Genomic DNA, 22,761 nt, shown 5'->3' with positions numbered 1-22,761 from the left:
CGGCTCGCAGGCCGACGGGCACCCCGGAGTACGGTCCTGCGCGGTGCCCGTCGGCCTGTGCTCAGCCCGTCGGCCAGGGCACCTGGGGCGACCTGTAGTAGGTGATCCCGAGGGCGGTCCAGCGCGGGCCCTGGGCCGCGAGGCGCGCCTTGTAGCGGGCCCAGTCATGGGTGGCCGCCGGGGACCAGCCCAGCTCGGCCGCTCCCGCGAGGCGCGGGAAGGCCATGTACTCGATGTCGGCGGACTTGGTGAGCGTCTCGGACCACAGGGGCGCCTCGACGCCCTTGATCGCCGAGGCGGGTGCTCCGGGGAGGTAGGCGCCCGGGTTCCAGTCGTAGGAGCGCTTCACCTCCACGTAGCCCGCCCACTTCGTGCCCAGCCCGGTGTTCTTGGTGTACTTCATGTCGAGGTAGACCCGGTCGGCCGGGGACAGGATCAACCCGGTGCCGTTCTGGGCCGCCTTGGCCACCTGGGCCTTCTCGGCCGCACTGGTGCCGTCCACGCCCCAGTACTGGGCGAGGGCGCCCTGGGCGGGGGTGGCGCCGGTCAGCTGGTGCCAGCCGATGACCGTCTTGCCGTACTTGGCGACGATCGGCTGCACGCGGTCCATGAACTTCACGTAGTCGGCGTGGCTGGTGGAGTGCGCCTCGTCGCCGCCGATGTGCAGGTAGCGGCCGGGGGTGAGCGCGGCCAGCTCGCGGATGACGTCGTCCGCGAAGGTGTACGTCACCTCCTTGGGCACGCACAGCGAGCTGAAGCCGACGTCGGTGCCGGTGTACAACGGGGGTGCGGTGCCGGTGCAGTTGAGCTGTGCGTAGGAGGCGAGGGCCGCGTTGGTGTGGCCGGGCATGTCGATCTCGGGGACGACCTCCAGATAGCGGGAGCCGGCGTAGCGGACGATCTCCTGGTAGTCGGCCTTGGTGAAGTAGCCGCCGTGGCCGCCGCCGACCTGGGTGGAGCCACCGTAGGTGGCCAGGCGCGGCCAGGAGTCGACGGCGATGCGCCAGCCCTGGTCGTCGCTGAGGTGCAGATGCAGGGTGTTGATCTTGTAGAGGGCCATCTGGTCGATGTAGCGCTTGACCTGGGCGACCGTGAAGAAGTGCCGGGAGACGTCCAGCATGGCGCCGCGGTAGCCGTAGCGCGGGCGGTCCTCGATGGTGCCGCCGGCGATCCGCCAGGGGCCGGGCTGGACGGTCTTCTTCTCCACAGAGGCCGGGAGCAGCTGACGCAGGGTCTGGACGCCGTGGAAGAGGCCGGCGGGGGTGCGCGCGGTGAGGGAGACGCCGTGGGGTCCGCTGGTGAGGCGGTAGCCCTCGGCGCCGAACGGACCGTCGGCCAGGTGGAGTCGGATGCCGCCGGTGCCCTGCCCGGTGAGCGGCAGCGGGTAGCCGGTGGACGGGCGCAGGATGCCGGCGAGGTAGGCGCCGATCCGGCGGACCTCGGCCGAGTCGTCGACGCGGAGCCGGGTGGCACGGGTGATGCGGTACGGGGATCCGGCGGGCCTGACCGAGGCGGGCGCGGGGACCACCCGGTCCAGCGGGGTCGTCGCGGCGGCGCTCGGGACGGGTGCCGCGCCGACGGTGAACACGCCTGCCGCCGCCAGAAGCAGCAGGGATCCGAGGATGCGGGTGAGTCGGGGAGTCGTGCTGTGGTTCGGTCTCACATGCGCTCCCTTCACGAGTGGTAAAGACCACTCTCCCGCAGATCCGGTGAAACAATCCCCGCATGGCGGAAATCATCCAGAAGGACGGCACCTGGGTCTTCGACGGAGACGCCCTCAGGCTGACCCCGGGCCGGGACAGGAACACCGGCCTGCTGCGCAGCACACTGGGTGAACTCGTCGTACCGCTGGGAGCGTTGGCGGGGGTCTCGTTCGAGCACGGCAAGAGGTCCGGGCGGCTGAGGCTGCGGCTGCGCGACGGCGCCGACCCGCTGCTGCACGCCACCGGCGGCCGGCTCACCGAGCCGCACGACCCCTATCAGCTGACCGTGGAGTCCGACCGGTACGGCGTCGCCGAGTACTTCGCGGACGAGGTCCGAGGCGCCCTGCTGCTGGACGGGGTTTCACCGGAACCGGTCGCCGAGTATCTGGTCCCCGGGCCGTCCGTGCCGCTGTCCGCCTCGGCCGGGGACGGCACGGCGGGCTTCGACGGCGAGCAGGTGCGGCTGGAGTGGAACTGGAAGACGGAGGACGCGAAGGCCGCCACCGGGCCCCGTACGATCCCGCTCGCCGAGATCACGGCCGTGGAGTGGCAGCCGGCGGCGGGCCTGGAGAACGGCCATCTGCGCTTCACCGTGCGCGGCGCGCCCGCCACCGCACCGCCGAAGTACGACCCCAACGCCGTCGAGCTGTGGGGCTTCAAGAGGGACCCGCTCATGGCCCTGGTCGCGGCCGCCGTACAGGCCCGGCTGCCGCACCCGTCGGCGCCGCCCGCCGAGACGGAGGCACGCCCCGAGCCGCCGCGGCTCACGAAGGCGCCCCCCGCCGAGGACGACCACGACGCGCTGCTGCGACGGCTGCGCGAGCTGGGTGAACTGCACCGCTCGGGGGTGCTGACGGACGAGGAGTTCGCCCTGGCCAAGCGGGCGGTCCTCAAGCGCATGTGAGGACCGCCTGGTCCCGGAACCTACTTCGCCCTGCGGGCCACCGTGAAGTGGTCGATGCGGTCACCGCTCTCGGCGATGCCCTGGACCTTCAGCGTGGTGTAGCGGCCCGTCGGCGCGGGGGTGACGTCCACGCGCAGGAAGGAGTAGTTCAGGTAGCGGACGCGCGACCAGGTGACGGTCTCGGGCTGCCGGGCGCCGTCCTTGAGGCAGATGAAGGAGGACACGGAGTCGACCTCGTTCTCGTGGCCCTCGTAGGAGTCCGGGGCGGTGAAGGCGTACAGGCTGCGGCCCGCCGCACCGGCGGTGACGTAGACCACGCCCTCGGTCTCGGGGTAGGCGGTGCCGCCGATGGGCAGCTTCTTGGTGACCTCGCCGCCCTTGATGACGTCGGTGCGCTCGTACTGGTGGTTGTGGCCGTTGATGACCAGGTCCACCTGGTACTTGTCGAACAGCGGCACCCACTCCTGGCGCACGCCCCCCTCCGAGGCGTGCCCCTTGGACGTGCAGTACGCGCAGTGGTGGAAGAACACGATGACGAAGTCGATGTCGTCACAGGCCCGGAACTTCTTCAGCTGGACTTCGAACCACTTTGTCTGGGTTCCGCCGGAAATGCCCAGGTTCGCCGGGATCTCGAAGGAGATGTCGTTGGGGTCCAGCGAGATGATCGCCGTGTTGCCGTAGACGAAGGAGTAGACGCCCGGGAGGTTCTCCGGGTCCGGGCCGTTGTCCGGGAGGGTCCAGCGGGCTTCCTCGCCGCCGTAGCCGTTGGGCGAGTACCAGGCCTCCATGTCGTGGTTGCCGTACGAGACCATCCACGGGATCTGCTTGGCGACCGACTCGGTCTGGTACAGGAACTGGTCCCAGGTGCGCGAGTCGAACCCGGTGTCGGTGGTCTTGCCCGCGCCGGTCGGGTCGCCGTAGGCGATGTCACCGGCGTGCAGGTGGAAGGCCGGGTTCTGGCCCAGGATCAGGCTGTCGTTGGCCAGGGCGTGGTAGCTGACACCCTGGTCGCCGAAGGCGGTGAAGGTGAACGGCTCGCTGCGGACGGGGGCGGTGGTGAAGGTGCCCAGGGTGCCCAGCAGGTGCCGCTCGGCCGGGTCGAAGCCGTCGTGGCCGACGCCGTAGTAGTACGTCCTGCCGGGGCGCAGGTGGGTGAGCTGGGCGTGCAGGTAGTACTGCGTGTGGTCGCCGCTCGCACCGACACCGGCCGGGGTGTAGAGGGTGCGGACCTCGGCCTCGATCTTGCGGGAGAGGTCCCAGGGGGTGGCGCCGACGCGGATGAAGGGGTTCTTGACGGCGACCGGGACCTGCCAGGAGACGGTCATCTCGGTGCGCGGGTCGTTGCCGTAGGCGAGGTGGCGACCGAAGGGGGCGACGAGGGCGCCGTCGACCTCCTCGGCGGCGGAGGCGGTGCGCCGGGTCGGTACGGCGGCCTGGGCGGTGCCGCCCGGCATGAACGCGCCGCCCGTGACGGCGCCCACAGTGACCGCGCCGCCTCTGATCATGGTGCGCCGCGAGAATCTGGCGCGCAGGTACTCATGCTGCTCGGCCATGCTCATGCGCTCGGCAAGCTTCTCGGGTACTCCCATACGAGGAATGTCCATGGCGTCTGAAACTCGTGGGTCCGGGCGACGCAGCACAAGACGCAGGATGGACAGCTTGCGAACAGAGCCCCATGAGAGTTTCAACAGGCACTTGCCCGGAATCGGGCACGATTCTTGCGAAACTCGCGCCGGTGGCCCAGGATCTACCGGGTGCACGAGGAACTTGTCGATCACCTGACGCGGTCCACGCCCCTGAACCGGGGCGAGGCGCTGCGGGTGATACAGGACGTGCTCGCCTACTTCGACGAGACGACGCAGGACTACGTCCGTCGCCGCCACCGAGAACTGCAGGTCCAGGGCCTGCAGAACACGGAGATCTTCGAACGGATCGAGGCGGACCTGAAATACCGGGCGGTCGCACCGCCGGAGCTGACGCTCCGGCAGCTGCGCCGCATGGTCTACGGCTGAGAACCAGCCAGGAACCACGGACTGAGGAATACCTATATATGTGCGGAATTGTCGGATACATCGGGAAGCGTGACGTGGCGCCCCTGCTCCTGGAGGGCCTGCAGCGCCTGGAGTACCGCGGCTACGACTCCGCGGGCATCGTCGTCACCTCCCCGAAGACGGCCGGCCTGAAGATGGTCAAGGCCAAGGGCCGGGTGCGCGACCTGGAGGCCAAGGTCCCCGCGCGCTTCAAGGGCACCACCGGCATCGCCCACACCCGCTGGGCCACCCACGGCGCCCCCTCCGACCTGAACGCCCACCCGCACATGTCGGCCGACCAGAAGGTCGCCGTCGTGCACAACGGCATCATCGACAACGCCTCCGACCTGCGCCGCAAGCTGGAGGCGGACGGTGTCGAGTTCCTCTCCGAGACCGACACTGAGGTGCTCACCCACCTGATCGCCCGCTCCCAGGCGGAGACCCTGGAGGAGAAGGTCCGCCAGGCCCTGCGCGTGGTGGAGGGCACCTACGGCATCGCGGTGATGCACGCCGACTTCTCCGACCGCATCGTGGTGGCCCGCAACGGCTCCCCGGTGGTCCTCGGCATCGGCGAGAAGGAGATGTTCGTCGCCTCGGACATCGCCGCCCTGGTCGCCCACACCCGGCAGATAGTGACGCTGGACGACGGCGAGATGGCCACCCTCAAGGCCGACGACTTCCGCACCTACACCACCGAGGGCACCCGCACGACGGCCGAGCCGACCACCGTGGAGTGGGAGGCGGCCTCCTACGACATGGGCGGCCACGACACGTACATGCACAAGGAGATCCACGAGCAGGCCGACGCCGTGGACCGCGTGCTGCGCGGCCGCATCGACGACCGCTTCTCCACCGTGCACCTCGGCGGCCTGAACCTGGACGCCCGCGAGGCGCGCAAGATCCGCCGCGTGAAGATCCTCGGCTGCGGCACCTCGTACCACGCGGGCATGATCGGCGCCCAGATGATCGAGGAGCTGGCTCGCATCCCCGCCGACGCCGAGCCCGCCTCCGAGTTCCGCTACCGCAACGCGGTCGTGGACCCCGACACCCTCTACATCGCGGTCTCCCAGTCCGGTGAGACGTACGACGTCCTCGCCGCCGTCCAGGAACTGAAGCGCAAGGGCGCCCGGGTGCTCGGTGTGGTCAACGTGGTCGGCTCCGCGATCGCCCGCGAGGCCGACGGCGGCATCTACGTGCACGCCGGCCCCGAGGTCTGTGTGGTCTCCACCAAGTGCTTCACCAACACCACGGTGGCCTTCGCCCTGCTCGCCCTGCACCTCGGCCGCACCCGTGACCTCTCGGTCCGCGACGGCAAGCGGATCATCGAAGGCCTGCGCAGGCTGCCGGGGCAGATCACCGAGATCCTCGAGCAGGAGGAGGAGATCAAGAAGCTGGCGGAGCAGTACGCCGACGCCCGCTCGATGCTCTTCATCGGCCGCGTCCGGGGCTACCCGGTGGCTCGCGAGGCCTCCCTGAAGCTCAAGGAGGTCTCCTACATCCACGCCGAGGCCTACCCCGCCTCCGAGCTGAAGCACGGCCCGCTGGCCCTGATCGAGCCCGCCCTGCCCACGGTGGCGATCGTCCCCGACGACGACCTCCTGGAGAAGAACCGCGCGGCCCTGGAGGAGATCAAGGCCCGCAGCGGCAAGATCCTCGCGGTGGCCCACCAGCACCAGGAGAAGGCCGACGAGACGATCGTCGTCCCGAAGAACGAGGACGAGCTGGACCCGATCCTCATGGGCATCCCGATCCAGCTGCTGTCGTACCACACGGCAAAGGTCCTGGGCCGCGACATCGACAAGCCGCGGAACCTCGCGAAGTCGGTAACGGTCGAGTAACTCCCTAAGGGGCGCGGGGAACTGCGCGAGCAACCCCCGCGCACCCGCACGGGCGCGACCAACAGAACGGACCCCCACGTGTGCCACCCGTCACGTGGGGGTCCTTTCAGTGCCGCTGCGGATCAGCCGGTGGCCGTCACCCCCCGGCGGGCGGCACGCCCGGGAAGGGCCGTCGGCCAGTGGGCCAGCGCGGCCGTCGCCGCGTACCAGGCGACCGCCCCGGAGACCGCGGCCACCCAGCCGCCGACCTTCGCGAGGGAGGAGCTGTCGGCGAAGGCCGCGACGGCGAGCACCAGCATCGCCAGGAACAGCAGCCCGTGCATGACCTGACCCAGGGTGTCCCCGCCCGCGAGGGTCAGGGTGAGAGCCACGAGGGCGAACAGCAGCAGGAAGAGGCCGGCCGCGTTGGCCGACATCTGACCCGCGACGGCCCAGGTGAACCAGAGCGCGCCGAGGGCCACGAAGCCGGTGCCGGAGGCGCTGTCACCGGCGCGGAAGGCCAGGAGACCGACGAGGAAGAGGGCGACGCCGCCCACGTAATGAGCCAGTGACACGGCGTCGGATGCCCCCACGCCGTCGATCACACCGGTCGTACCGAGCCCGAACGCCAACAGGGTGACACCCAGGGCGAGTCGGCCGACCACGGTGGTGTTTCCGCTTCCCGCGGAGACGTCGTTGTCCACGGCGGGCTCCCTTCATGCATGTGCAGTTGCGCGGTGACCGATATATGCCCTTCACAAGGGCACAAACACCTCTACGCACGAGTAGTTTCGCGCTGCACAAAAGAAGTTGACAGAGTGTCGGAAGCTCAGGGAATGACGATGACGGGCCGCTGCGCGCGCTTGGCGAGCCGGCCGGCCACGGAGCCGAAGATCCGGCCCACGATGCCGTGCGTCGAGCCGACCACGATGGCGTCGGCCTCGTACTCCCGCCCCACCTCTTCGAGCTCGTGGCAGATGTCGCCGCCGCGCTCGACCAGGATCCAGGGCACCTCGGCCAGATAGTCCGCGCAGGCCAGCTCCAGACCGAGCACCTCGGTGCGGTGGTCCGGCACGTCGACGAAGACGGGCGGCTCGCAGCCGGCCCACACCGTGGTGGGCAGCCGGTTGGCCACATGGACGATGATCAGGCCCGAGCCGGAGCGGTGGGCCATGCCGATGGCGTAGGCGAGGGCGCGCTCGCTGGACGTCGAGCCGTCGAAGCCGACGACCACACCGTGCTTGAAGGCGGGATCGCAGGAAGGGCTTGACTCTTCCGCCGCGAGGGGATCGGCCGCCGTGGGATCGGCGACGGGCCGCTTGCGGTCCGCGGGTTCGAAGAATTCGTGACCGGCCATGGCTGTCTCGGCGTTGTGATCCTTTGTGGGTGGGGGGTGACATCGGGTGGCGGAGCTGTGTCCGGGATTCCTCTTCCCAACCCCATACCCCCAAGGGTACGGCGGCACGCCTCCTCTGCCCAGATCCCGCACACGCTCCGTAAGCGGCCCCCGGTGTCCCCAGGGGTTCCCCGGAGCATGCACGAGCAGCGCCCGTAACGCAATGGTTGCTGCCCCGTACAGGCGGTTTGCGCAGGACCGGCGCGACGGCCGGTGACCGACCGATCGAACAGGCGTTGAACCCGGTGAGTCACCGCCACAGGGAGTACGAGATGTCCGGACCCCGCTCCACCTCCGACCCGCACCCCGCCCCGCACCCCGCCCCGGACACCACGAGCGACGTGATCCGCTGGGCGGCCTTCAGCTGTGTCCTCGTACCCGTGGTCCTGGTCTGGTACGGCACCTCGCTCGCCGGCGCCGCCGGTGCCGCGCTCGGCCTCGCCGCCGTCACGGCCGCCTGCCGCGTCCTGCTGCGGCGGTCCGAGCGTTGCGCCGCGCAAAGAGGCGGACGTCACACTAAAGAGGAGACACCGGTCGACTGACCGGTTTTTGCGCCTCTGAACGCTTCTTTTCGGCCAACTTCCAAGTACCGCCTCGAGGGGGTCCCACCCACCCCCCAACCCCCGTTCCACCTGCACGGAAAGGGTCTGAGCGGACCCGCGCACCCTACGCGGTTTGGCCACTGCGACAAGGCGCACTTCCCCGCACGGCCCACGAGTGCAACCCTTCGTGATCGAATGCTTCACGCCAAGTTGTCATGTCGACAATGTCCGGCGTGTCTAACCGGCCACCGTGAGACCGCGGTAGCCAGTAGATTCGATCTTGACTGTCTTACGGCGGGGGACTCGTGCAGGACCGAGGGGAAACGTGCAGGAGCGACACAACCGAGGAGCCGCGACCACCGAGGGGGGCTTAGCAGGATGAGCCACGACTCCACTGCCGCACCGGAAGCCGTGGCCCGGAAACTCTCCGGGCGACGCCGCAAGGAGATCGTCGCGGTGCTGCTGTTCAGCGGCGGCCCCATCTTCGAGAGTTCCATTCCACTGTCGGTGTTCGGGATCGACCGCCAGGACGCCGGCGTGCCGCGCTACCGACTGCTGGTGAGCGCCGGCGAGGAAGGCCCACTGCGGACCACAGGGGGCCTGGAACTCACCGCACCGCATGGGCTCGAGGCGATCTCACGCGCAGGGACGGTCGTCGTGCCGGCCTGGCGCTCGATCACCTCACCGCCGCCGGAGGAAGCGCTCGACGCGCTGCGCCGTGCGCATGAGGAGGGCGCCCGTATCGTCGGGCTGTGCACCGGGGCGTTCGTCCTGGCCGCGGCCGGACTGCTGGACGGCCGCCCGGCGACCACACACTGGATGTACGCACCGACGCTGGCCAAGCGCTATCCGTCGGTGCACGTGGATCCACGCGAACTCTTCGTCGACGACGGAGACGTACTGACCTCGGCCGGTACGGCCGCGGGGATCGACCTGTGTCTGCACATAGTGCGGACGGACCACGGCAACGAGGCGGCCGGTGCGCTGGCCCGCCGGCTGGTGGTCCCGCCGCGCCGCAGCGGCGGTCAGGAGCGCTACCTCGACAGGTCTTTACCAGAGGAGATCGGCGCCGACCCGCTCGCCGAGGTCGTCGCCTGGGCGCTGGAACACCTCCACGAGCAGTTCGACGTGGAGACACTGGCGGCACGCGCCTACATGAGCCGCCGTACGTTCGACCGCCGGTTCCGCTCGCTCACCGGCAGCGCACCGCTGCAGTGGCTGATCACCCAGCGGGTGCTGCAGGCGCAACGGCTGCTGGAGACGTCGGACTACTCCGTGGACGAGGTGGCGGGCCGTTGCGGCTTCCGCTCACCGGTCGCGCTGCGTGGGCACTTCCGCCGCCAGCTCGGCTCGTCGCCCGCCGCCTACCGGGCCGCCTACCGCGCCCGGCGGCCGCAGGGCGAGCGGCCCAGTGACACGGAGCCGCCGATGACCCAGTCCGGCCCGACGGGCGCGCCCGTCGGCCTGCCCGGCCACGGCCCGACGGGCGCCCCGCCCGCCGTGCTGCACCCGGAGCGGGAGAGCGGAGTGCCGATGCAGACCCGCCGCCAGACCGCGGGCGCGGTGAGCCTGCTGCCGGGGCCGCGCACCGGCCACTGAACGAGGAGCGCGTAAGAGGGGGCGGGCACACACCCGCCCCCTCCGTCTTGCTCTGTCCCGGCCCGCGGGCGGCAGCTCCCAGTGAGCCCCGCACCGACGCGGGGCATCCCAAAAGCCGACGCCAGCTTTAGGGTGGTCGCATGAACGATCGCATGGTGTGGATCGACTGCGAGATGACCGGCCTCTCGCTGTCCGACGACGCTCTCATCGAGGTGGCCGCCCTCGTCACCGACTCCGAGCTGAACGTACTCGGCGAGGGGGTGGACATCGTCATCCGTCCGCCGGACTCGGCGCTGGAGACGATGCCGGAGGTGGTGCGTCAGATGCACACCGCGTCCGGCCTCCTCGACGAGCTGGCCGGGGGCACGACGCTGGCCGACGCCGAGGAGCAGGTGCTGGCGTATGTACGGCAGTGGGTGAAGGAGCCCGGCAAGGCGCCGCTGTGCGGCAACTCCGTCGGCACCGACCGCGGCTTCCTGCTGCGGGACATGCCGACCCTGGAGGACTACCTCCACTACCGGATCGTGGACGTCTCCAGCATCAAGGAGCTGGCCCGCCGCTGGTACCCGCGGGCGTACTTCAACAGCCCGGAGAAGAACGGCAACCACCGCGCCCTCGCCGACATCCGCGAGTCGATCGCCGAGCTGCGCTACTACCGTGAGGCCGTCTTCGTCCCGCAGCCCGGCCCGGACTCCGACACCGCCAGGGCGATCGCCGCCAAGCACGTCCTGCCCGCGCAGTAGGGCCGCATCGGAGGTCCCCGCGAAAACCTGTGCGCGAGCACCCCTTCGGACCCTGTAGACTTCTTCTCGGCCGGTCGGGGAAGCAACAAAGTCAGCGACCGGTCATGGTGGGTGTAGCTCAGCTGGTAGAGCACCTGGTTGTGGTCCAGGATGTCGCGGGTTCGAGTCCCGTCACTCACCCTGAGTGATCAGCCGGTGACTCCGTCGCAAGACGGGTCACCGGCTGATTCGTTTTCCGGCGTCCACTGCCCCTGGTCAGGGGCAGCCCCGCACCATGACGGGCGTCACGACGACGCCCGCACCACCAGATCCGTCGACAGCACCGCGTGCCGCCGCTCCAGGCCCCGGGACACGGCCGGGCGGCGGTCGGCGATCTCCGTGAGCAGCAGGTCGATCATCGCGCGGCCCATCTCCTCGATGGGCTGGCGCACGCTGGTCAGCGGAGGGTCCATGTGGCGGGCGATGGCCGAGTCGTCGTAACCGACCAGTGCCACGTCGTCCGGGATCCGGCGGCCCGCCTCGCGCAGCACCTGGCGGGCACCCGCCGCCATGACGTCGGAGCCGGCGAAGACCGCGTCCAGGTCGGGGTAGCGCTCCAGCAGCGTGGCCATCGCCCGGCGGCCGCCCTCCTCGGTGAAGTCCCCCGGCTCGATGAGGAGTTCGTCCACCTCCCGGCCCGCGTCCCGCAGGGCGTCGCGGTAGCCGTCGACGCGGCGCTGGGCACCGTAGACGTCGAGGCGGCCGGTGATGTGAGCGATCCTGCGGCACCCCCGGGAGAGCAGGTGCTCCACGGCCGAGCGGCCGCCGCCGTAGTTGTCCGAGTCGACCGAGGTCAGCGTCTCCGCCGCCGAGCGCGGACCGCTGATCACCGCCGGGATCTCCAGCTGGGCGAGCAGGTCGGGCAGCGGGTCGTCGGCGTGGACCGAGACCAGCAGCACGCCGTCCACCCGGTGGGCCGCCAGATACTGCGCGAGGCGCTGCCGCTCCCGGTCGCTGCCCGCGAAGATCAGCAGCAGCTGCATCTCCGTCTCGGACAGTTCGCTGCCGACACCGCGCAGCATGTCCGAGAAGTACGGCTCCGCGAAGAACCGGGTCTCCGGCTCGGGGACGACCAGCGCGATGGCGTCGGTGCGGTTGGCCGCGAGCGCGCGGGCCGCCGTGTTGGGGACGTAGCCGAGTTCGGCGACCGCCGCCTCGACCGCCGCCCGGGTCGCCTCACTGACCCGGGGCGAGCCGTTGATCACCCGCGAGACCGTGCCCCGGCCGACCCCTGCCCGGGCGGCCACCTCCTCGAGCGTGGGCCGCCCCCCGCTCCGGCTCCGCGCTCCGTGGCTTGCCATGGGATCCGCCTCCCTCGCACCAACATCCGGCTGGCTGGAATCTAACAGTCCTGGCCAGAGCGGCGAGCGGCACCGGACGTCCGGGGAGGGCCAGTTAACGCTCAGATAACTGAACGCATCCCTCCGCGTCCGCTCCCTTGACACCCCGCCCCGAACCGACGACTCTTCAACACATCACTGGTGGGAGCGCTCCCACAGTACCTGACACATACATGTCCCGCACGTTCCCCGCCCGAGCCGCAGCGAGTAAAACGGGCCCAACCATGCAGTTGGCCGGGGGGTCGGCACGTCAGGCAACAGGAGGACGCAATGCGCACGAGCATCCGCCGGTCCCGCAGGCTGGGGGCCTTCGTGGCCGTCGCCGCGCTGACCACAGGGCTGTTGGCCGGCTGCGCCAACGACTCGGACGACGGCTCGTCGAACTCGGACGGCGGCAACGGCAGTGGCAAGGGCAAGATCACGCTGACCATCGGGACCTTCGGCGTCTTCGGCTACAAGCAGGCCGGCCTCTACGACGAGTACATGAAGCTCCATCCGAACATCAACATCAAGGAGAACGTCACCACCCGTACCGACGTGTACTGGCCGAAGGTGCTCACCCGCCTCCAGGCCGGCTCCGGCACCGACGACATCCAGGCCATCGAGGTCGGCAACATCACCGAGGCCGTCCAGACGCAGGGGAACAAGTTCGTCGACCTCGGCAAGGACGTCGACAAGTCCCAGTGGCTGGACTGGAAGAACGCCCAGGCCACCACCAAGGACGGCAAGCTCATCGGGCTCGGGACCGACATCGGCCCGATGGCCATCTGCTACCGCAAGGACCTGTTCCAGAAGGCCGGGCTGCCCACCGACCGGACCAAGCTCGCCGAGATGTGGCAGGGCGACTGGTCCAAGTACGTCGGCGTCGGCAAGCGGTACATGAAGAAGGCACCCAAGGGCACCAAGTTCGTGGACTCGGCCTCCTCCGTCTACAACGCGGCCGTGGGCGGCGCGAGCGAGCGGTACTACGACAAGGACGGCAACATCGTCTGGGACAAGTCCGAGGGCGTGAAGAAGGCCTGGGACGCCGCCATGAGCGTCGCGACCAGCACCATGTCGGCGAAGCTGAAGCAGTTCGACCCGACGTGGGACCAGGGCTTCGCCAACGGCACCTTCGCCTCCCTCGCCTGCCCGGCCTGGATGATCGGCTACATCGAGCAGAAGTCCGGTGACTCCGGCAAGGGCAAGTGGGACGTGGCGGCGGCGCCGGCGGCGTCCAACTGGGGCGGCTCCTTCCTCGGGGTGCCGACGGCGAGCCGGCACCAGAAGGAGGCCGTCGAGCTGGCCAAGTGGCTGACCGCGCCCGAACAGCAGGCCAAGGTCTTCGCCAAGCAGGCGAGCTTCCCGTCGACCCCGTCGGCGTACGCGAGCCTGAAGCCGGCCGCCGACACCACCGCGTACTTCTCCGGAGCCCCGCTCACCCAGATCTTCTCCGACTCGGCGAAGACCATCCCGGCGCAGCCCCTCGGCGCCAAGGACAAGCCGATCGACAACGCGATCAGCGACGTCGGCATCCTCCAGGTCGAGCAGAAGGGCAAGTCGCCCGCGCAGGGCTGGGACGCGGCGTCCAAGGAGATCAAGGACGTGCTCGGCCAGTGACCAGCTCCAAGCAGGCCCTCGCGCACCCCGCGTCGAGCGCCGAGGCCGCGTCCGGCAGTTCGCCGGGCGCGGCCCGGGGCGCTCACGGTCGCGGTGCGCCGGCGGGCGCCGACTCCTGGCGCAGCCGGCTGTACCGCTGGGACATGAAGGCGTCGCCGTACGCGTTCGTCGCCCCCTTCTTCGTCCTGTTCGGGGCCTTCACGCTGGTCCCGCTGCTCTACACGGCCTGGTACTCGCTGCACAACGTCCAGCTGTCGGCGCTGGACCACCAGACGTGGGCGGGCCTGGACAACTACAAGAACCTGTTGTCCTCGGACTTCTTCTGGAACGCCCTGGAGAACACGTTCACCATCGGTCTGATCTCGACGGTTCCGCAGCTGCTGGCCGCGCTCGGCCTCGCCCACCTGCTGAACTACCGGCTGCGCGGCTCGACCGTGTGGCGGGTCGTGATGCTGACCCCGTACGCCACCTCGGTGGCCGCCGCGACCCTGGTGTTCACGCTGCTGTACTCCTGGGACGGCGGCATGATCAACTGGATCCTGCACTTCGTCGGGGTCGATCCCGTCAACTGGCGTGAGTCGGACTGGGGTTCGCAGTTCGCGGTGTCGACGATCGTGATCTGGCGCTGGACCGGATACAACGCGCTGATCTATCTGGCCGCGATGCAGGCGATCCCGACGGATCTGTACGAGTCGGCGGCGCTCGACGGCGCCAACCGCTGGCAGCAGTTCCGGCATGTGACGATCCCGCAGCTGCGGCCGACAATCCTGTTCACGATCGTCGTCTCCACCATCGGCGCGACCCAGCTCTTCGGTGAGGTCCTGCTGTTCGGCGGGGTCAGCGGGTCCAAGGGCGGCTCCGAGCACCAGTACCAGACGCTCGGCCTGTACATGTACGACCAGGGCTGGATCATCGGCAACCTCGGCAAGGCGTCCGCGATCGCCTGGTCGATGTTCCTGCTCCTGCTGATCATCGCCGCGGTCAACCTGCTGCTCACCCGACGGCTGAGGAAGTCCCAATGACGACCAGTGAAGTGACTCTGCCCGCCGCGAAGGTGAAGCGGCGCCGGGTGATGGGCGCGGGCAAGCAGCTGCACGCGGGCCCGGTGACGTATGTCGTACTGACCTTCTTCGCGCTGGTCTCGCTGGCCCCGCTGGTGTGGACGGCGATCGCGGCCTCGCGCACCGACCGGCGCCTCGCCCAGACCCCGCCGCCGCTGTGGTTCGGCGGCAACCTGTTCAAGAACATGCAGGCGGCCTGGGACCAGGCGGGCCTCGGCACCGCGATGTTCAACTCGGTACTCGTCGCGGGCACGATCACGGTGAGCACCGTGCTGTTCGCCACGCTGGCCGGATTCGCCTTCGCCAAGCTGCGGTTCCGCTTCTCCGGTCTGCTGTTGCTGCTGACCATCGGCACGATGATGATCCCGCCGCAGCTGGCCGTCGTACCGCTGTATCTGTGGATGGCGGACTTCGGTTGGTCCAACCAGCTGCAGACGGTGATCCTGCCGAGCCTGGTGACCGCGTTCGGCACGTTCTTCATGCGGCAGTACCTGGTGCAGGCGCTGCCGTCGGAGCTGATCGAGGCGGCCCGGGTGGACGGGGCGAGCAGCATCCGGGTCGTGTGGCACGTGGTGTTTCCGGCGGCCCGGCCCGCGATGGCGGTGCTCGGCCTGCTGACCTTCGTGTTCGCGTGGAACGACTTCCTGTGGCCGATCATCGCCCTGAACCAGCAGAACCCGACCGTGCAGGTGGCCCTGAACTCGCTCGGCACCGGCTATGTCCCGGACCAGGCGGTGATCATGGCGGGGGCGCTGCTCGGCACGCTGCCGCTGCTGATCGCCTTCCTGCTGTTCGGCAAGCAGATCGTGGGCGGGATCATGCAGGGCGCGATCAAGGGCTGACCGTCCTCCTGCGGGGGCCGGGCCACCGCCGCCCCGGCCCCCTCCTTCCTCTCCGCCCTCTCCCCACTCTCGTCCCCACTGACATCGTCGGTCTTCCACGACCCCAATGGGAGCGCTTCCATGCCTGAACCCGTTACGTCCGTGACCTTTCCTCCCGCCTTCCTCTGGGGCGCCGCGACCTCCGCGTACCAGATCGAGGGGGCGGTACGGGAGGACGGCCGCACCCCCTCGATCTGGGACACCTTCAGCCATACGCCGGGCAGGACGGCCGGCGGCGAGACCGGCGACATCGCCGTCGACCACTACCACCGCTACCGCGAGGACGTGGCGCTCATGGCGGAGCTGGGCCTGAACGCCTACCGCTTCTCCGTCTCCTGGTCCCGGGTGCAGCCGACCGGGCGGGGCCCGGCGATCCAGGTGGGCCTGGACTTCTACCGACGGCTGGTGGACGAGCTGCTCTCCGCCGGGATCAAGCCGGCGCTCACGCTCTACCACTGGGACCTGCCCCAGGAACTGGAGGACGCGGGCGGCTGGCCGGAGCGGGACACCGCGTTCCGGTTCGCCGAGTACGCGCAGCTCGTCGGCGAGGCGCTGGGCGACCGGGTGGAGCACTGGATCACCCTCAACGAGCCCTGGTGCAGCGCCTTCCTGGGCTACGGCTCCGGCGTCCACGCCCCGGGCCGTACCGACCCGGCCGCCTCCCTGCGCGCGGCCCACCACCTCAACCTGGCCCACGGCCTGGGCGCGACGGCCCTGCGCTCGGTGATGCCGGCCCGCAACCAGATCGCCATCAGCCTCAACTCCTCCGTGGTACGGCCCCTTTCGCAGGACCCGGCCGACCTGGCGGCGGCCCGCCGCATCGACGACCTGGCCAACGGGATCTTCCACGGCCCGATGCTGCACGGGGCCTACCCCGAGACCCTGTTCTCCTCGACGGCCTCGGTCACCGACTGGTCGTACGTCCTCGACGGCGACGTCAGCGCGATCAACGTGCCGCTGGACGCGCTCGGCCTGAACTACTACACGCCGACCCTGGTCTCGGCGGCCCCCGGCGAGATCCAGGGCCCGCGGGCGGACGGCCACGGCGCCAGCGAGCACTCCCCCTGGCCGGCCGCCGACGACGTGCTGTTCCACCAGACCCCGGGCGAGCGCACCGAGATGGGCTGGACGATCGACCCGACGGGCCTGCACGAGCTGATCATGCGGTACACGCGGGAGGCGCCGGGCCTGCCGCTGTACGTGACGGAGAACGGCGCGGCCTACGACGACAAGCCCGACCCGGACGGCCGGGTGCACGACCCCGAGCGCATCGCCTACCTGCACGGCCACCTCTCGGCGGTCCGCCGCGCCCTCACCGACGGCGCGGACGTGCGCGGCTACTACCTGTGGTCCCTGCTGGACAACTTCGAGTGGGCGTACGGCTACGACAAGCGGTTCGGGGCGGTGTACGTGGACTACGCGACGCTGGAGCGGACGCCGAAGTCGAGTGCGCGGTGGTACGGCGAGGCGGCCCGGGCGGGTGCGCTGCCGGCGGCGCAGGCCCACTAGCGGGAAGAGGCGCGGCGCCCCTCCCGGGGGTGCCGCGCCTCACCGGTCAGGAGCCGTACAGCTCGGTCATCTCGGTGAGCTTGCCGTCGCTGCCCACGGCCACGTCGAAGAAGTTCTGGCCGTAGCAGTCGCTGGTGTCGGCCTTGGCCGTGGCGGTGTCCTGCGCGGTGCCGTTGACGCAGATGCGGATGTGCTCGAGGCCGCCGCCCGCTGCGGTCGTCTTCGCCGGGCCGCTCTTCTTCACATGGAGGACCGTGACGGGGGTGTCGCCGGACTCGACGGTGTACTCGTGCTCCTTCCCGGTCGCCTGGTAGAAGGCGCCCTCGGTGGAGCTGCAGTGCTGCACGGCGTCCTTGGTGGTGAGGGTGTTCATGGCGCCGGAGACGCTTTCGACCAGGACGTACTTGTGGCCCTTGGCGAGGGTCGGGCAGTCCCCCTTGGCGCCGCCCTTGGCGGAAGGACTCGCGGAGGCCGAAGGGCTCGCGGTGCCGTCGGCCTCGGCGGTGGTGTCGGTGGGCTGGCAGGCGGTCAGGGTAAGTGCGGCGCAGGCCAGGACGGCGGTGACAAGGGTGTGACGGATGGACTTCATAGCTCCCCCGAGATTCAAACCAAGATCGAATCGATACGGCCGGAACTATATGGGCATGGACATGCCGAACCCGAGCCGACACTCACAGGAACCACCCAGCAGCCGCGCGGACAGCCGGCCGGTGGGCTCTACGCGATCACTTTGAGTGCGGAGTACAGCGCGTAGAGGATGGCCGGCAGCGCACCGATCAGCCCTGTCAGGGCCGCGATCACCACAGGCAGGCGCTGTGTGGACTTCAACGCCCTGGCGAGATAGCCGACCAATACAAAATAGGCCAGAGTCACCACGACTCCGGCCGCGAGCCACACAGCGGGACTCATCGCGTGCATAGCAATGCTCTTCTCTCTGACGACATGCCCAGTCCGGTCTCGACACGCAGCGCAGGAAGGCCATAGGCGTCCCTTGGCAGGGGACATGAACCCAACTGCGGTGATGTGCGAGTGAGATGACCGTAGCCCAAGTCGGCGTTCATACGCCAGAGTTGGAGAAGACATGGGTGCGAAGACCCAGCGCACACTGCGATAGCGGTACGCTCCGCACAGGGCGGGCCAAAACAACGGCCAATGGAGCAGGGGCCCAGGGTGCCACCCCTGGGTAACCCCCGCTCAAGCCGAACCCGGACTGGGCAAGTCGCGGAAGGCTGCCTCCGCAGCGTCTCAGGTTGAGATATACGAACGCTATACGTCCACTCCGTACTCGTTGTTACCCTGACGTGCAGGGAGGCGAACAGCGTTGGATGGAACGGCAGTCGACAGCGCGGAGCTGCGATTCGCCGTTCTCGGCCCCGTGCGCGCCTGGCGCGGAGCCGAAGCTCTGCCCGTGGGCTCCCCCCAGCAGCGGGCCCTGCTCGCCGCCCTGCTGCTGCGCGAGGGCAAAACGGCCACCGCAGCGGAGCTGATCGACGACCTGTGGGGCGCCGAGCCACCGTCGCAGGCGCTGGCCGTGATGCGCACCTACGCCTCCAGATTGCGCAAGGCCCTGAGCTCCGACGTCCTGGTGAGCGAGTCGGGCGGCTACGCGATCCGCCCTTCGCGGGAAGACGCTCTCGACCTCACGGTCGCGAAAGAGTTGGCGACCCAGGCAGAGAAGGCGCGTAACACAGGGGACCTGTGCCACGCGCGGGACGTGCTGAACCGGGCCTTGACCCTGTGGGACGGAACACCGCTGGCGGGCATACCCGGCCCGTACGCCGAGGCCCAGCGGATCCGATTGGAGGAGTGGCGGCTTCAGTTGCTGGAGTCCCGCCTGGACATGGACCTGGAGCAGGGCGGCCACGCGGAGGCGGTCTCGGAGCTGACGGCCCTGACGGCCGAGCACCCGCTCCGGGAGCGACCGCGTGAACTACTCATGCTGGCGCTGTACCGCAGCGGCCGGCAGGCGGAGGCGCTCGCGGTGTACGCGGACACGCGGCGCCTGCTGGCCGAGGAGCTGGGCGTGGACCCGCGGGCGGGGATGCGGGACCTCCAGCAGCGCATCCTCCAGGCGGATCCGGCCCTGGCCGAGCCGTCGCCGTCGGTGGCGGAGCCGGCTTGGGTACCGGTGCGCCCGGCCCAACTGCCGGCGACCGTCTTCGACTTCACCGGCCGGGCGCAGTTCGTGGCCGAGCTGGGTGAGTTGCTGGCCTCGGGGGAGGGCAGGGTAATGGCCGTATCAGCGCTCGGGGGCATCGGGGGCGTGGGCAAGACCACCCTCGCCGTCCACGTGGCCCACCAGATGCGTTCCGCCTTCCCGGACGGCCAGTTGTACGTCGACCTGCAGGGCGCCGGCGCACGTCCGGCAGAGCCGGAGGCCGTTCTGGGCTCCTTCCTCCGGGCCTTGGGAACACCGGACTCCGCCATACCCGCCTCCCTCGAGGAGCGGACGGCCCTGTACCGATCCGTACTGCGTGGCCGGCGTGTGCTGGTGCTGCTGGACAACGCGAGGGACGCGGCCCAGGTACGGCCGCTGCTGCCCGGCTCGGAGGGCTGCGCGACGCTGGTGACGTCCAGGATCCGGATGCTGGACCTGGCCGGGGCGCAGCTGGTCGACCTGGACGTGATGTCCCCCGACGAGGCTCTGTCGCTCTTCACGAAGATCGTCGGCGAGGAGCGGGTGGCGTCCGAGCGCGTGGCGGCCCTGGACGTCGTGGCGCTGTGCGGCTACCTGCCCCTCGCCATCCGTATCGCGGCGTGCCGACTGGCGGCCCGGCGCACCTGGACGGTCTCCGTCCTCGCGGCCAAACTCGCGGACGAACACCGCCGCCTGGACGAGTTGCGGGCCGGCGATCTGGCGGTGAAGGCGACCTTCGAACTGGGCTACGGCCAACTGGAACCGGCCCAGGCCCGCGCCTTCCGCCTCCTCGGCCTGGCCGACGGCCCGGACATCTCGCTGGCGGCCGCCGCGGCGGTGCTCGGCCTCCGGGTCGACGACGCAGAGGACCTGCTGGAGTCCCTGGTCGACACGTCCCTGCTGGAATCGACCGCCCCCGGCCGCTACCGCTACCACGACCTGGTCCGGCTCTACGCACGCGCCTGCGCGGAACGGGACGAGCAGCCGCCGAGCGAGCGGGAGACCGCCATGTCCCGGCTGCTGGACTTCTATCTGGCGACCGCGACGGGCGTCTACGCGATCGAGCGGCCGAAGGACCGGCTCGCGGATCATGTCGAGGCCACCGAGTACCCCGGGCTCGCATTCGGTGATCGGCAACAGGCACTGGACTGGCTGTACTCGGAGGCGGTGTCCCTGCTCGCATGCGCCCGTCAGTGCGTCGGACCGGATGTCGTCCGGCGCGCTGTCGACACGCTCTGGGTGTCGCTGGATCTTGCCGAATCCGGGACCCATCTCGGGGCCTACGAGGCCACGGCTCTGGCTCTGTACGACGCCGCGCGCGAGGCATCCGATCGCCACGCGGAGGCGCGTGTCCTGATCGCCCTGGCTCATCTCCGCGTGACGACCGGCGACTTCGAGCGCGCGGACGAAGCCGCCGAGCGGGCGACGGAGCTGAGCACGGAGGCCGATCCCCTGACCTCTTGCTGGGCGGCCGACATCCGCGGAGTGATCGCCACGCACCAGAACCGGTACGAGGACGGCGAGGCCCATCTCACGCGCGCGATCAAGGGCTTCCGCGCCTGTCTGGATCGGCCCGGTGAGGCATCCGCGCTGTGCAACCTCTCACGCCTGCGGCTGCTGAACGGACGTCCCGACAGTGCGGTGTCCCTGGCCCGGCAGGCCACGGACATGTACGACGCCATGGGCCACGCCCTCCGGGGGGCCATCGGACGCTATGCGCTGAGCCTCGCCCTGGCCGCCACCGGCGAGACGATTGCCGCGATCGATCTCCTCGGCCAGGCGCTCGAAACGTTCCGCAGCAGCAGACAGCGGATCTGGGAGGGCATGACTCTCTTCCGTATGGCCGAGATCCACCTCTCCGTGGGATCCCCCGAACTGGCAGCCTCCTCGGCGGAGCAGTCACTCGCGGTGCTGAACGGATCGGGGGGCGAGTGGCGTCGCGCCGGCGTCCTGACTCTCCTGGGCCGCGCATTCGACAGAATGGGCCGGTCCGGCCAAGCGGCCGACTGCTGGCGCACGGCACTGTCCATCTACGACGAACTCAATTTCCCTGAAGCGGAGACTCTCCGTGAAATGCTCGCCGATCGAATCGACCATACGGCCCACGTCTGAGGCGAGTATCACCACCGGCCGGAGGGGCAGGAAGCGGCCTGAGGCGGGGAGCAGGCAGCTTCCGAGGTCAGCAGGAGGTGGGTACGAGGGTGTCGGGGTCGCCGTCGAAGGCGGTGGCCGTGACCCAGCCGGTGGTGCCGTCGTCCAGGGTCAGTCGGAGCCAGGTTCCGCTCGTCCTGCCGTGGGCGCTGACCTCCTCTCCCTGCTGGGCGCACAGCGCCTGGTAGTCGTTGCCGGCCGCGACACCGCCGACCTGTGCGCCCGTGCGGCTCGGCGCCGAGCGGACGGGCGCGCTCGCGTCGGCGCGGACACCGGTGGTGTCGGCGGGGACGGCGTCCGGGGTGCCGTCGGGCGTGACCTCCGGCGAGGGGGGGTCCGTCGGGGAGGAGGTGCCGGTCGGAGAGGGCGAGCCGTCGTTCGCCGAGGGGCTCGGGGTGACGGCGGGTGCGGAGACGTAGACCGTGGCCGCCTGCTCGGTGCTCGCGGTGACCTTGTCACCGGGGCCCGGATCCCCTGCGGCGGCCGGGGGCAGCTGTACGGAACCCTCGGGCGCGGTGGGAATCACCACTCGGGTCACCGTGCCGTCGGGCTGGTCGGCCGTCTCGGTGGCGTACTGGACCGAGAGGCAGACGGCGGACAGCTTGGCCACCGTGTCCGCGACGGAGTCGCCGGCCGACACCTTCGGCAGGGTGACCGGAGCGCTCCCGCCGGCCGGGCAGGAGGACGCCGAGGAGGTGGGGACCGGCGTGTTCTGCGGGGTGTCGGAGATCTTCAGTTCTCCGCCGGACTTCCGGTGCGTGAAGTCGGCCCGGAGAATGCCTTTCGCCGGGGCCAGCGCGACTCCGTCGAGCGCCGGTTCCACCTTGTGGTCGGTGTGGACCAGATAACCGGATTCGACCGGTCCGAGTTTTCTGTCGATGTACCGGATGACGGCGGTGAGGTATCCCTTAGGGCTGGTTTCGAACTGGTGCTCAACACCGGTGTTCACGCTGAAAGTGCCGATCGGTGTCACGAAGTTCCTGCCCGCGGAAACGCTGATCTTTCCCGCGGAGTCGAGCGTGAAGGTCACCGGCACGAAATCCGGAGTGAAGGAGACGGACGGATCCTGCTGATCGCAGCCCGCCGCGCCCACCAGGGCGAATATGGTTGTCCCCGCCAGAAACAGGGCTGCCACACGCGTGCGTATCGACCCCATGGATCTCCCCCGATTCTCCGCCGGCGCACAACGGCTCGGGAATCATAGCGACCCAATTCGCGCCACTGCCACTCGAATTGGCCGGGTTGCAACGGCAGGGATGAATGAGGCGGGGCCCGGCGAATACGATCCGCCGGGCCCGTTATGCACGCAT

The 22,761-nt window shown here is 69.8% G+C and carries 19 protein-coding genes and 1 tRNA gene; 12 read left to right on the top strand and 8 right to left on the bottom strand.

Going from position 1 to position 22,761, the window contains the following annotated elements; translation table 11 throughout:
* Nucleotides 1-61: 61 nt before the first annotated feature.
* Entirely contained in the window at nt 62-1,663 is a 1,602-nt protein-coding gene (locus ACWC5O_RS07385; protein ID WP_450580503.1) for a beta-N-acetylhexosaminidase, read from the bottom strand.
* A gap of 62 nt (nt 1,664-1,725) precedes the next feature.
* Between ACWC5O_RS07385 and ACWC5O_RS07380 the strand changes: the two genes are divergently transcribed.
* Nucleotides 1,726-2,607, top strand: a complete 882-nt coding sequence (locus ACWC5O_RS07380) for a DUF4429 domain-containing protein (protein WP_450580502.1) — start codon at nt 1,726-1,728, stop codon at nt 2,605-2,607.
* A 20-nt stretch (nt 2,608-2,627) separates the two neighbouring features.
* Here the strand turns inward: ACWC5O_RS07380 and ACWC5O_RS07375 are convergent, their stop codons facing one another.
* Nucleotides 2,628-4,196 carry a fibronectin type III domain-containing protein gene (locus ACWC5O_RS07375; RefSeq protein ID WP_450580501.1) on the bottom strand — a complete coding sequence of 523 codons (1,569 nt, stop codon included), beginning with the start codon at nt 4,194-4,196 and terminating at the stop codon, nt 2,628-2,630.
* A gap of 165 nt (nt 4,197-4,361) precedes the next feature.
* Here ACWC5O_RS07375 and ACWC5O_RS07370 point away from each other — a divergent pair, with 165 nt between their 5' ends.
* Nucleotides 4,362-4,619 carry a hypothetical protein gene (locus ACWC5O_RS07370; RefSeq protein ID WP_145878051.1) on the top strand — a complete coding sequence of 86 codons (258 nt, stop codon included), beginning with the start codon at nt 4,362-4,364 and terminating at the stop codon, nt 4,617-4,619.
* A gap of 38 nt (nt 4,620-4,657) precedes the next feature.
* Entirely contained in the window at nt 4,658-6,475 is a 1,818-nt protein-coding gene (glmS, locus tag ACWC5O_RS07365; protein WP_450580500.1) for a glutamine--fructose-6-phosphate transaminase (isomerizing), read from the top strand.
* A gap of 122 nt (nt 6,476-6,597) precedes the next feature.
* On the opposite strand, the gene ACWC5O_RS07360 is transcribed toward glmS, so the two are convergent.
* Nucleotides 6,598-7,158 (bottom strand): GPR1/FUN34/YaaH family transporter, encoded by a 561-nt coding sequence (locus ACWC5O_RS07360; protein ID WP_450580499.1) that lies wholly within the window; start codon nt 7,156-7,158, stop codon nt 6,598-6,600.
* 125 nt (nt 7,159-7,283) lie between these two features.
* Nucleotides 7,284-7,811, bottom strand: a complete 528-nt coding sequence (locus ACWC5O_RS07355; protein ID WP_393464248.1) for a universal stress protein — start codon at nt 7,809-7,811, stop codon at nt 7,284-7,286.
* Between the two features lie 311 nt (nt 7,812-8,122).
* On the opposite strand from ACWC5O_RS07355, the gene ACWC5O_RS07350 reads away from it, so the two are divergent.
* The 4 genes from ACWC5O_RS07350 to ACWC5O_RS07335 all read left to right on the top strand — a co-directional run bounded on the left by ACWC5O_RS07350 (nt 8,123) and on the right by ACWC5O_RS07335 (nt 10,914).
* A complete protein-coding gene (locus ACWC5O_RS07350) occupies nt 8,123-8,392 on the top strand; it encodes a hypothetical protein (RefSeq protein WP_450580498.1) in 270 nt (89 codons plus the stop codon).
* Nucleotides 8,393-8,770: 378 nt separating this feature from the next.
* Entirely contained in the window at nt 8,771-9,991 is a 1,221-nt protein-coding gene (locus ACWC5O_RS07345; protein WP_450580497.1) for a helix-turn-helix domain-containing protein, read from the top strand.
* Nucleotides 9,992-10,131: 140 nt separating this feature from the next.
* On the top strand, nt 10,132-10,734 hold the full coding sequence (gene orn, locus ACWC5O_RS07340; RefSeq protein WP_450580496.1) for an oligoribonuclease: 603 nt from the start codon (nt 10,132-10,134) through the stop codon (nt 10,732-10,734).
* Between the two features lie 107 nt (nt 10,735-10,841).
* Nucleotides 10,842-10,914, top strand: a tRNA-His gene (locus ACWC5O_RS07335).
* Nucleotides 10,915-11,018: 104 nt separating this feature from the next.
* Here ACWC5O_RS07335 and ACWC5O_RS07330 read toward each other — a convergent pair.
* Nucleotides 11,019-12,074, bottom strand: coding sequence for a LacI family DNA-binding transcriptional regulator (locus ACWC5O_RS07330; RefSeq protein WP_450580495.1), 1,056 nt, complete (start codon nt 12,072-12,074; stop codon nt 11,019-11,021).
* A gap of 309 nt (nt 12,075-12,383) precedes the next feature.
* On the opposite strand from ACWC5O_RS07330, the gene ACWC5O_RS07325 reads away from it, so the two are divergent.
* The 4 genes from ACWC5O_RS07325 (at nt 12,384) to ACWC5O_RS07310 (ending at nt 17,163) form a co-directional block, all read left to right on the top strand.
* Entirely contained in the window at nt 12,384-13,712 is a 1,329-nt protein-coding gene (locus ACWC5O_RS07325; RefSeq protein WP_450580494.1) for an ABC transporter substrate-binding protein, read from the top strand.
* Nucleotides 13,709-14,734: a carbohydrate ABC transporter permease gene (locus tag ACWC5O_RS07320; RefSeq protein WP_450580493.1), complete on the top strand. Its 1,026-nt coding sequence runs from the start codon at nt 13,709-13,711 to the stop codon at nt 14,732-14,734. Before ACWC5O_RS07325 ends, ACWC5O_RS07320 begins: the two co-directional genes overlap by 4 nt.
* On the top strand, nt 14,731-15,615 hold the full coding sequence (locus tag ACWC5O_RS07315; protein WP_450580492.1) for a carbohydrate ABC transporter permease: 885 nt from the start codon (nt 14,731-14,733) through the stop codon (nt 15,613-15,615). Before ACWC5O_RS07320 ends, ACWC5O_RS07315 begins: the two co-directional genes overlap by 4 nt.
* Nucleotides 15,616-15,735: 120 nt before the next feature.
* Entirely contained in the window at nt 15,736-17,163 is a 1,428-nt protein-coding gene (locus ACWC5O_RS07310; protein WP_450580491.1) for a GH1 family beta-glucosidase, read from the top strand.
* A 46-nt stretch (nt 17,164-17,209) separates the two neighbouring features.
* Here the strand turns inward: ACWC5O_RS07310 and ACWC5O_RS07305 are convergent, their stop codons facing one another.
* Together ACWC5O_RS07305 and ACWC5O_RS07300 are read right to left on the bottom strand one after the other, a co-directional pair.
* Complete coding sequence (locus ACWC5O_RS07305) at nt 17,210-17,752, bottom strand: hypothetical protein (RefSeq protein WP_450580490.1); 543 nt, start codon at nt 17,750-17,752, stop codon at nt 17,210-17,212.
* Between the two features lie 128 nt (nt 17,753-17,880).
* Nucleotides 17,881-18,072 carry a hypothetical protein gene (locus tag ACWC5O_RS07300; RefSeq protein WP_450780930.1) on the bottom strand — a complete coding sequence of 64 codons (192 nt, stop codon included), beginning with the start codon at nt 18,070-18,072 and terminating at the stop codon, nt 17,881-17,883.
* A 412-nt stretch (nt 18,073-18,484) separates the two neighbouring features.
* Here ACWC5O_RS07300 and ACWC5O_RS07295 point away from each other — a divergent pair, with 412 nt between their 5' ends.
* Nucleotides 18,485-21,412, top strand: a complete 2,928-nt coding sequence (locus ACWC5O_RS07295; protein WP_450580488.1) for a BTAD domain-containing putative transcriptional regulator — start codon at nt 18,485-18,487, stop codon at nt 21,410-21,412.
* 67 nt (nt 21,413-21,479) lie between these two features.
* Here the strand turns inward: ACWC5O_RS07295 and ACWC5O_RS07290 are convergent, their stop codons facing one another.
* Nucleotides 21,480-22,607, bottom strand: coding sequence for a hypothetical protein (locus ACWC5O_RS07290; RefSeq protein WP_450580487.1), 1,128 nt, complete (start codon nt 22,605-22,607; stop codon nt 21,480-21,482).
* Nucleotides 22,608-22,761 lie beyond the last annotated feature (154 nt).

This window comes from Streptomyces sp. NPDC001450 (genome assembly GCF_053597295.1).
The sequence above is the reverse complement of the archived record's forward strand: the minus strand, read 5'-3'. Positions and strand labels throughout refer to the sequence as shown.

What these genes read in the sequence shown, in the direction of transcription:
- ACWC5O_RS07325 (WP_450580494.1), top strand. Translation starts at nt 12,384, where the DNA reads ATGCGCACGAGCATCCGCCGGTCCCGCAGGCTGGGGGCCTTCGTGGCC.
- ACWC5O_RS07315 (WP_450580492.1), top strand. Translation starts at nt 14,731, where the DNA reads ATGACGACCAGTGAAGTGACTCTGCCCGCCGCGAAGGTGAAGCGGCGC.
- orn (WP_450580496.1), top strand. Translation starts at nt 10,132, where the DNA reads ATGAACGATCGCATGGTGTGGATCGACTGCGAGATGACCGGCCTCTCG.
- ACWC5O_RS07300 (WP_450780930.1), bottom strand. Translation starts at nt 18,072, where the DNA reads ATGAGTCCCGCTGTGTGGCTCGCGGCCGGAGTCGTGGTGACTCTGGCC.
- ACWC5O_RS07330 (WP_450580495.1), bottom strand. Translation starts at nt 12,074, where the DNA reads ATGGCAAGCCACGGAGCGCGGAGCCGGAGCGGGGGGCGGCCCACGCTC.
- ACWC5O_RS07310 (WP_450580491.1), top strand. Translation starts at nt 15,736, where the DNA reads ATGCCTGAACCCGTTACGTCCGTGACCTTTCCTCCCGCCTTCCTCTGG.
- ACWC5O_RS07375 (WP_450580501.1), bottom strand. Translation starts at nt 4,196, where the DNA reads ATGGGAGTACCCGAGAAGCTTGCCGAGCGCATGAGCATGGCCGAGCAG.
- ACWC5O_RS07350 (WP_450580498.1), top strand. Translation starts at nt 8,123, where the DNA reads ATGTCCGGACCCCGCTCCACCTCCGACCCGCACCCCGCCCCGCACCCC.
- ACWC5O_RS07355 (WP_393464248.1), bottom strand. Translation starts at nt 7,811, where the DNA reads ATGGCCGGTCACGAATTCTTCGAACCCGCGGACCGCAAGCGGCCCGTC.
- ACWC5O_RS07380 (WP_450580502.1), top strand. Translation starts at nt 1,726, where the DNA reads ATGGCGGAAATCATCCAGAAGGACGGCACCTGGGTCTTCGACGGAGAC.
- glmS (WP_450580500.1), top strand. Translation starts at nt 4,658, where the DNA reads ATGTGCGGAATTGTCGGATACATCGGGAAGCGTGACGTGGCGCCCCTG.
- ACWC5O_RS07290 (WP_450580487.1), bottom strand. Translation starts at nt 22,607, where the DNA reads ATGGGGTCGATACGCACGCGTGTGGCAGCCCTGTTTCTGGCGGGGACA.
- ACWC5O_RS07305 (WP_450580490.1), bottom strand. Translation starts at nt 17,752, where the DNA reads ATGAAGTCCATCCGTCACACCCTTGTCACCGCCGTCCTGGCCTGCGCC.
- ACWC5O_RS07345 (WP_450580497.1), top strand. Translation starts at nt 8,771, where the DNA reads ATGAGCCACGACTCCACTGCCGCACCGGAAGCCGTGGCCCGGAAACTC.